General features: G+C 28.8%; 6 protein-coding genes, 1 tRNA gene and 1 other annotated feature. Of the genes, 1 reads left to right on the top strand and 6 read right to left on the bottom strand.

The window, feature by feature from the left end:
* Positions 1-527: 527 nt before the first annotated feature.
* A complete protein-coding gene (gene murD, locus Q1J60_RS07560; RefSeq protein WP_300260348.1) occupies positions 528-1,904 on the bottom strand; it encodes a UDP-N-acetylmuramoyl-L-alanine--D-glutamate ligase in 1,377 nt (458 codons plus the stop codon).
* 303 nt (positions 1,905-2,207) lie between these two features.
* Here murD and hydE point away from each other — a divergent pair, with 303 nt between their 5' ends.
* Positions 2,208-3,251, top strand: coding sequence for a [FeFe] hydrogenase H-cluster radical SAM maturase HydE (gene hydE, locus Q1J60_RS07555; protein ID WP_300260345.1), 1,044 nt, complete (start codon positions 2,208-2,210; stop codon positions 3,249-3,251).
* A 188-nt stretch (positions 3,252-3,439) separates the two neighbouring features.
* Here the strand turns inward: hydE and Q1J60_RS07550 are convergent, their stop codons facing one another.
* The 5 genes from Q1J60_RS07550 to lysS form a co-directional block, all read right to left on the bottom strand.
* Positions 3,440-4,681 (bottom strand): NAD(P)-dependent oxidoreductase, encoded by a 1,242-nt coding sequence (locus Q1J60_RS07550; protein ID WP_300260342.1) that lies wholly within the window; start codon positions 4,679-4,681, stop codon positions 3,440-3,442.
* Between the two features lie 93 nt (positions 4,682-4,774).
* Positions 4,775-5,644: a S66 family peptidase gene (locus tag Q1J60_RS07545; protein WP_300260340.1), complete on the bottom strand. Its 870-nt coding sequence runs from the start codon at positions 5,642-5,644 to the stop codon at positions 4,775-4,777.
* Between the two features lie 153 nt (positions 5,645-5,797).
* Positions 5,798-7,201 carry a glycine--tRNA ligase gene (locus tag Q1J60_RS07540; protein WP_300260337.1) on the bottom strand — a complete coding sequence of 468 codons (1,404 nt, stop codon included), beginning with the start codon at positions 7,199-7,201 and terminating at the stop codon, positions 5,798-5,800.
* Between the two features lie 169 nt (positions 7,202-7,370).
* Positions 7,371-7,542 (bottom strand) — a binding site (T-box leader).
* A 119-nt stretch (positions 7,543-7,661) separates the two neighbouring features.
* Positions 7,662-7,736, bottom strand: a tRNA-Asn gene (locus Q1J60_RS07535).
* A 152-nt stretch (positions 7,737-7,888) separates the two neighbouring features.
* A partial coding sequence (gene lysS / locus Q1J60_RS07530; RefSeq protein WP_300260334.1) for a lysine--tRNA ligase occupies positions 7,889-9,288 on the bottom strand: 1,400 nt, incomplete at its 5' end.

Raw genomic sequence — 9,288 nt, 5'->3', positions numbered from 1 at the left:
CAGGATCAAACTCTCAATTTAAAAGTTTAATCTATACTCATATTACTTATAAAAGAATTGCTGGTTTATGTTAATATCTTCTGTTTAATTTTCAAAGACCATTTCTTTGTCGCTCTCAAGCGACTTTTTTAGTTTATCATCACTTCGAAACTTTGTCAACAACTTTTTTTCAAAACTTTTAATTTATTTTGTTAAGTTGTTTCTATGTCTCTCAGCGACGAGATTTATCTTATCATCATAAGCATTAATATTTTATTATAAACAATAACTTTTTGCTAAAATATTCTTTGAATACTTAACTTTTCTTCCATTTAGTTTAAAATTCAACTATTGATACTCCAGGTTGCGTTTTTTATATATTTCATAATATACATATATATTATTATCTACTAAATTATATTTTATACATATAAACAATTTAAAATTTAAATAAAAATAAGCCATATTATTTTTTAGCTTTGATAATTCCATAGAACTAATTAAGCTAAAATTATAACATGACTCTTTTAAAAATATAATTTATTTCATTATAGATTATTGACTATTTCCTTAAACTTATTTCCTCTTACTTCAAAGTTTTTAAACATATCAAAACTTGCACAAGCAGGTGAAAGTGTTATTACATCTCCATCTTCAGCTATTGACCTAGCTATACTTACTACCTCTTCTAAATTTTCTCCTAAATATACTGGAACATGAATTCCTTTTTCTTCTTCCAATCTCTTAAAGGCTGCTTTTATTTTTTCTTTGGTTACTCCAAATAATACTATCGCTTTTATTTTTTCATATCCTTCATAAGCTAAAGGCTCAAAAGGTACATGTTTATCATATCCTCCTGCTAAAAGTATAACTGGTTTTTCAAAAGCTTTTAATCCAGCTAAAGTTCTTGTTGGAGTTGATGCTATAGAATCATTATAATATTTTATACCGTCAACTTCTCTTATAAACTCACATCTATGATGAACGCCAGCAAAAGTTTCTGCTACCTTTTTCATTGATTCTATTGATACAGCATCATAGACAGCTAAGAATGCAGCTAAATAATTTTCTACATTATGCATTCCTTTTATTACTATATCATCTTTTTTACATACTTCTTTGCCATGAACATATAACTTTCCATCTTTATAGTATGCATCTTCTCCTTCTGTTTTCTTTGAACTAAATCTAACAACTTTTCCTTTTGCTTCTTTATCTAAATTTTTAGTTATTTCATTTTCATCATTAATTACTAAAAGATCATTTTCTCTTTGATATTTAAAAACATTTTTCTTAGCATCAATATATTCTTGCATATCTTTATGCATATCTAAATGATTTGGAGTTATATTAGTAACTATTGCTACATCAATTTCAGCATCCATAGTCATAAGTTGAAAACTTGATAATTCTAATACAACTTTATCTTCTTCTTTTATTTCTTCTATGTTTGAAAATAACGGAGTACCTATATTTCCTCCTGTCCAAGTTTTATATCCCTCTTGTGATAATAGCTTAGACACGATTGTTGTAGTTGTTGTTTTACCATCACTACCAGTGACCCCATAAACTTTAGCTTTACAATACCTTACGAATTCCTCCATTTCTGAAGTAATATATGCACCTTGTTCTTTACATCTTACTAAAGCTTCACTGTCTATTCTCATAGATGGTGTTTTAAATACAACCTCAAATCCAGTTAACCTATCTAAATAACTCTTTCCAAGTTCTAAATTTACTCCTAACACTTCAAATTCTTTTGAAATTTCACCTAATTCTTCAGCTGATTTCATATCAAAAGCAGTTACTTTAGCTCCTAGTTTAACTAAAAACTTTATAAGAGGTATATTACTTACCCCAATTCCTACAACTGCTACATTTTTTCCCTTTATAAATTCTTTAAAATCATTAAAGTCTCTCTTCATTATGTGGCCTCCAAAATTTTTACCAATATTAATAATGGTTCTTTATAAATTTTATCCCATTTCTTTCTAATTATAACACTATGGAATTTTCCATTCCATATTATTATAACTTATTCAAAGTTCTTCTATTTTGTTCTAGTGGTGCTTTTCTAAAAATGTTCATGTTATAATAAATTATTAATCTATTTTTAACTATATTGTTTAAAATAGATTGTTAAATTATAATTAATAATTATTTTAGGATAAAAAGAGTAATTTTTAATATCCAAAATCCTTATACCCAAATTAATTAGGAGGATTAATATGAATACTATTATACAAAAAGCAAAAGAAACTCATGAACTTTCAAGAGATGAAATCATAGCATTATTAAAAGATGATTCTATTAATGAAGAACTTTTTAAAGCTGCTGATGAAGTTAGAAAAAAATATCTTGGTGATGAAGTACATTTAAGAGGACTTATAGAATTTACTAACATATGTAAAAGAAACTGTATGTATTGTGGACTTAGAAGAGATAATAAAAACCTTAATAGATATAGACTTTCTCATGAAGAGATTATAGATTTTTCAAAAAAAGCTGTTGGATATGGATATAAAACTTTAGTTCTTCAAGGCGGTGAAGATGATTATTATACTATTGAACGTTTAGTTCCTATAGTTAAAGATCTTAAATCATTAGGAGTTGCTTTAACATTAAGTATAGGCGAAAGACCTTTTGAAGAATATGAAATGTTAAAAAAAGCTGGTGCTGATAGATTCCTTTTAAGAATTGAAACAACAGATAGAGAATTATATGAAGAACTTGATCCAGGTATGAGTCACGAAAATAGAATCCAATGTCTTAAAAACTTAAGAAAACTTGGATATGAAGTTGGAAGCGGATGTCTTGTTGGTCTTCCAGGTCAAAAAATAGAATCCTTAGCTGATGATATTTTATTCTTCAAAGAACTTGATGTAGATATGAATGGTATAGGACCATTTATTCCAAATGAAGATACTCCACTAAAAGATGCTGAAGGTGGACAATTTGAACTAGCCCTAAAAGTAATGGCCATAGTTAGATTACTTTTACCTGATATAAATATCCCTGCAACAACAGCTATGGAAACATTAAATAAACAAGGAAGGGTAATAGCTCTTAAGTGTGGAGCAAATGTAGTAATGCCTAACGTTACTGAGGGTGAATATAGAAAACTTTATGCTTTATATCCAGGTAAAATATGTACAGGCGATACACCTGCTCATTGTAGAGGATGTATTTCAGGAAAAATTAGAGGTATAGGTAGAATAGTTTCTGATGGACCTGGTTTTAGAGCTAATGGATTTAAACCTAAAACTCGTTAATAAATATTATCTAAAAAATATATAAATATTATTTGTAAAACTCTAGAACAATTTAGAAAAATCTAAATTAAACTCTAGAGTTTTAAATTTCTAGCTAAGTATAAAAAACTGTAAAGAAAATTATTTTTATGCAAATTTCCCTACAGTCTTATAAAGTATTTAATTACAATATTAAACTTAACTAATTTCTAGTTGTTTTTACAAAATTCATCTATAGCATATGCTACCTTTTTACTATTTGAAACTGCCTCAACTACAGTCTTAGGACCACTTACAACATCTCCTGAAGCAAAAACTCCTTTAAGTGTTGTTATTCCTTTTTTATCAGTTACTACTAAGCCATATTTATCTGTTGAAATCTCTTTGCTACTTGATACTATGTTAGTTCTAGGAGCTTGACTTATTGCAACTATTATTGAATCACATTTAAACACATCTTCACTACCTTCTAATGTTTTAAATGATAATCTTCCATCTTCAGAAATTACTCTCTCTGTTTTTATGTATTTTATACCATCCTCATAAATCTCTAAAGGAGCTTTATAAAGTTCAAATTTTACGCCATCTTCCTTAGCCTCTTCTATTTCAGCCTTAGTAGCTGGCATATCTTCAAAGCTTTTTCTATAAAGCACATATGTATCTGCACCATTTCTCTTAGCAGTTCTAGCAGCGTCCATTGCAACATTTCCAGCTCCTATTATAACTACCTTCTCTCCAAGATTATATGATTTTGGTGCTTTTAAATAATCTATAGCATAGTGAACATTACCCAAAGTTTCTCCCTTAATATTTAAAGTCTTAGGATTCCAAACCCCAGTTGCTATAAATATTGCCTTATAGCCATCACTTTTTAACATATCTAAAGTTATAACTGTTCCTATTAAAGTGTTAGGTCTTATTTTAACATTTAACTTAAGAAGTGCCTCTTCATATTTATCTATTATATCTCTAGAAAGTCTAAAATCTGGTATTCCATATCTTAATACTCCACCAATTTTATCATTTTCATCAAATATCGTTACTTGATATCCCTTTTTAGCTAATATAAATGCAGCTGTTATTCCTGCAGGACCTCCACCTATTATAGCAATTTTATCTTCTAAAATAGTATCTTGAGTAAGTTTTAAATTATCTAAAAATTCTTCTGATATTTCTCTCTCTATTTCACTAAAGTTTACTGGTGTTTCCTTTATTCCTTTTATACAATTCCCTTTACATTGATTTTCATGAGGACATACTATAGAACAAACTACTGACAAAGGATTATTTTCAAATAAAATTTCCCCAGCCTCTTTTATTTTATCTTCTTTAAATAATCCTATTATCTCTGGAATAGGTGTACTTATTGGACAATTAGCCTTGCATCTTGGATTCTTGCACATTAAGCATCTTAAAGCTTCTCCTTTTAAGTTTTGCTTATTTACTGTCATTTTTAATAACCCCCTGCTTTCTTTAACAACCTATAAAAATTATTTATTGATTTCATAATATAATATAATATCAAAATAATCTAATAAAGTCATTTATTTAAAGATTAAATATTTTCCTATAGGTATGCATTTAGCATCTGCACCATGACCAAGATCACCAGTTTTCAATATTGGAATATTAATTTCTCCTATAACTCTCTTTAATATTTCTATTATATCAGGCTTTAAATTATCCATTTCCATTTCAGTAAATTCGCCTAATATTATTCCTTTTACATCATTAAAAACTCCTAAATTTTTATATTGAGTTATATAAGTTACCATCTTAGCTGAATTTCCACTAAAACTTTCTAAAAATAATATTTTATCTTTAAAATCAGGCATATATTTTGTACCAGCTAATTTTAATAAACATCTTATATTACCACCAACAACTATTCCTTCAAGATAACTTCCATTTATCCATTCATAATCTAAGTTAAATATGTCATCTTTGCCTTCTATAAAAGAATTTTTAAAATTTTGCATTTGCTCTTCTTTAAAATTACCAATTAAATTTCTTAATTGATAATTATAAGTAGTTATACCACTTTGAGAATATATAGCATTAAGTAATACTGTTAAATCGCTATAACCAAAGAAAGGTTTAGGATTTTCTTTTATTAAATTAAAGTCTAAAAAATCTAGAACTTCATTAGCCAAATCTCCACCTGAAATATCAAAAATCATTTTTATATCTTTATCTAAAAATAATTTTTCTAAAGCTCTAGCTTTTTCTAGTGCTGTCCCACTAAAAAGATTATATTCTTTTGTATATAATGTATCTGCTTCAACCATATCTATATCTAAGCTTTTTAAATTATATTTTAATTCATCTATTAATCTCTTATTTTTTATGCTTAAACCATTTGAACAACTTATTATCCCTATTTTATCTCCTTTATTTAAAAAACTAATACTCATAATGACCTCCTAAATAAATAATATTTCATTCTCCATTAAAGCATTTCAATAAATTTTATATAAATTATATCATAAAAAAACACTTGTCTATAATTCAAAAAACTTATAAAAAGAACCTTAAAAACTTATAAGTTTTTAAGGTTCCATCTTTTATTAGAATTCTATGCTCTTTTCTATTATAGCTCTTACGTCTTCTATTTTTACTCTTTGTTGTTCCATATTATCTCTATCTCTTACAGTTACACATCCATCTTCTAAAGTATCAAAGTCAACTGTTATACAGAATGGAGTTCCTATTTCATCTTGTCTTCTATATCTCTTACCTATACTTCCTGTTTCATCATAATCAACATTGAAGTGTTTACTTAATTCAGCATATACTTCATCAGCTTTTTCTGATAATTTCTTAGAAAGTGGTAATATAGCAGCCTTAAATGGTGCTAAAGCTGGGTGTAAGTGCATAACTGTTCTTACATCTACCTTTCCATTAGCTCCTTCTAACTCTTCCTCATCATAAGCTTCAACTAAGAATGCTAATGCAACCCTGTCTGCTCCTAATGATGGCTCTATAACATATGGTACATATTTTTCATTTGTTGTTGGGTCTAAGTAAGTCATGTCTTGACCTGAGTGTTCAGCATGCTTATTTAAGTCATAGTCTGTTCTATCAGCTATTCCCCAAAGTTCTCCCCATCCAAATGGGAATAAGTATTCTATATCTGAAGTTGCATTTGAGTAGAAGCTTAATTCTTCTTCTCCATGATCTCTCATTCTTATGTTTTCTTCTTTCATTCCTAAGTTTAATAGGAAGTTCCAACAACTATCTTTCCAGAAATTAAACCATTCTAAATCAGTTCCTGGCTTACAGAAAAACTCAAGCTCCATTTGTTCGAACTCTCTAGTTCTGAAAGTGAAGTTACCTGGAGTTATTTCATTTCTAAAAGATTTACCAATTTGAGCTATACCAAATGGTACTTTCTTTCTTGTAGTTCTTTGTACTGATTTAAAGTTTACGAATATACCTTGAGCAGTTTCTGGTCTTAAATATACTTCGTTTTTGCTATCTTCAGTTATTCCTTGGAAAGTTTTAAACATTAAGTTAAACTTTCTTATATCTGTGTAGTTTAATTTTCCACATTTAGGACAAACTATGTTATTCTTAATTATGTAGTCCATTAACTCTTCATTACTCCATCCATCAGCAGTAGCTACTTCTGCTCCGTTTGCAGTCATATGATCTTCAACTAATTTATCTGCTCTAAATCTAGCTTTACATTCTTTACAATCCATTAGAGGATCTGAAAATCCACCAACGTGACCTGATGCAACCCAAACTTCTCTATTCATTAATATAGCTGAATCTAATCCAACATTATATTTGCTCTCTTGAACAAACTTTTTCCACCAAGCTCTTTTTACGTTATTCTTGAATTCAACCCCTAGTGGGCCGTAATCCCATGAATTTGCAAGTCCACCGTATATTTCTGAACCTGGGAATATAAATCCTCTGTTTTTACATAAGGCTACTATTTTATCCATAGTTTTTTCTACTGCCATTACAATTACCTCCATTTATACTAAATAACTTATTTTATATTAATTCTTCACTTTATAAAGAACTTTAAACTTCCTTGAGAAATATTTCTAACAGTTTATCCACTGCTAGAAATACTTATCTAGATTAACAGCCTAAGGGCTTTATATAAATAAAAAAAGCCATTACATTCAAAGGGACGAAATAAAATTCCGCGGTTCCACCCTTTTTAGCAAAAGCTCATCTTTCAAAAAAATAATTGTACTCAAAAGCTCCCTTCATTTTAAACCTTTAATAACTTACACCAACCGCTATCTCTCTAAAAAAAGATTTTAAAACTACTCTTCTTCATCATAGTACATATTTAATTATACTCTTAATTTTATCAAAACTAAATTATATGTCAATAAAAAAAGAATTTATAAACATACAAAAGCTTATATATTTATAAATTCTTTCTTAATTAACTTTAGATAAAAAAAATGGCTCCTCGGAGAGGACTCGAACCTCCAACCTATCGGTTAACAGCCGAGTGCTCCACCATTGAGCTACCGAGGAACATTTATAAATTCATTATATCATATTTAAAATAAAATACAATAGTTTTTTATTTATATTTTAAAAACAATTAGGAATTTTTTAGACTTTTCCCTTCAAAGAAAATAAAAAAGTAGAAGTCTACTTTTTAGTAAACTTCTACTTTATATAAACTATTTTTGTGGTTTCATTGTTGGGAATAATATAACATCTCTTATTGATGAAGAGTCAGTTAAGAACATTATCATTCTGTCTATTCCTATTCCTAATCCACCTGTTGGAGGCATACCAGTTTCTAAAGCACTCATGAATTCTTCATCTAACATGTATGCTTCGTCATCTCCATATTCTCTTTCCTTAGCTTGTTGTTCAAATCTTTCTCTTTGAACTATTGGATCGTTAAGCTCTGAGTATGCGTTACATACTTCTCTACCATATACGAAACCTTCAAATCTTTCAGTAAACATTTCGTTTCCTCTTTTCTTTTTAGTAAGAGGTGAAATTTCTACTGGATAATCTACTAAGAAAGTAGGTTGAATTAATTTATCTTCACCATATTCTTCAAATAACATATTTAGAACTTCACCTTTAGTAACCTTATCTAATGGTTTAGGGAATTCTAAGTTTTTCTCTTTAGCTATAGCTTGAGCTTCTTCATCACTCTTAATTTCATTGAAATCTATGCCAGCAAACTCCTTAACTGCATCAACCATAGTAATTCTTCTCCATGGTGGTGTGAAGTCTATTTCAGTTCCTTCATAAGTAACTTTAGTTGATCCATTTACTTTTTCACAAACATAAGCAATCATGTTTTCCATGATTTCCATCATATCATTGTAATCAGCGTATGCTTCATATAACTCTATAGCAGTAAACTCTGGATTATGTCTTACTGAAACCCCTTCATTTCTGAAGTTTTTACCCATTTCATAAACTTTTTCAAATCCAGCAACTATTAATCTCTTTAAGTATAGCTCAGTAGCAATTCTTAAATACATATCTATATCTAAAGCGTTGTGATGAGTTATGAAAGGTCTAGCCGCAGCTCCACCAGCTATTGGTGAAAGAATTGGTGTATCAACCTCTAAGAATCCTCTATTATCTAAGAATTCTCTTATTGCTTTTATTATTTGACATCTTTTAATAAAAGTATCTTTAACTTCTGGGTTTGTTATTATATCAACTTCTCTTTGTCTATATCTTAGGTCTGGATCTTTTAAACCATGCCATTTTTCTGGTAATGGTTTTAAAGATTTACAGATTAATTCAAATGAAGTTACTTTTATTGAAACCTCACCCATTTTTGTTTTAAATACTTCTCCAGTTGCAGCAATCCAGTCACCTAAATCAAAAGTTTTAAGTTCCTTTAAAGCTTCCTCTCCAACGTTGTCAATCTTAACAAATAATTGAATTTTTCCTGCTAAATCTGCTAAATCAGCGAATACAACTTTACCTTGACCTCTTTTTGACATAAGTCTTCCAGCAACTTTTACTTCTTTACCTTCTAACTCTTCAAAATTATCTTTTACATCAGCAGAAGAGTGTGTTCTCTCTACCTTGTATACATCAAATG

Origin of the sequence: Clostridium sp. (assembly GCF_029258205.1) — a bacterium.
Classification (GTDB): domain Bacteria; phylum Bacillota; class Clostridia; order Clostridiales; family Clostridiaceae; genus Sarcina.
Note: the sequence above shows the minus strand (reverse complement) of the source record. Positions and strands in the feature narration are given on the sequence as shown.

Excerpts from the sequence above, each read along its gene's own strand:
- murD (WP_300260348.1), bottom strand. The coding sequence starts at position 1,904 with ATGAAGAGAGACTTTAATGATTTTAAAGAATTTATAAAGGGAAAAAAT.
- hydE (WP_300260345.1), top strand. The coding sequence starts at position 2,208 with ATGAATACTATTATACAAAAAGCAAAAGAAACTCATGAACTTTCAAGA.
- Q1J60_RS07550 (WP_300260342.1), bottom strand. The coding sequence starts at position 4,681 with ATGACAGTAAATAAGCAAAACTTAAAAGGAGAAGCTTTAAGATGCTTA.
- Q1J60_RS07545 (WP_300260340.1), bottom strand. The coding sequence starts at position 5,644 with ATGAGTATTAGTTTTTTAAATAAAGGAGATAAAATAGGGATAATAAGT.
- Q1J60_RS07540 (WP_300260337.1), bottom strand. The coding sequence starts at position 7,201 with ATGGCAGTAGAAAAAACTATGGATAAAATAGTAGCCTTATGTAAAAAC.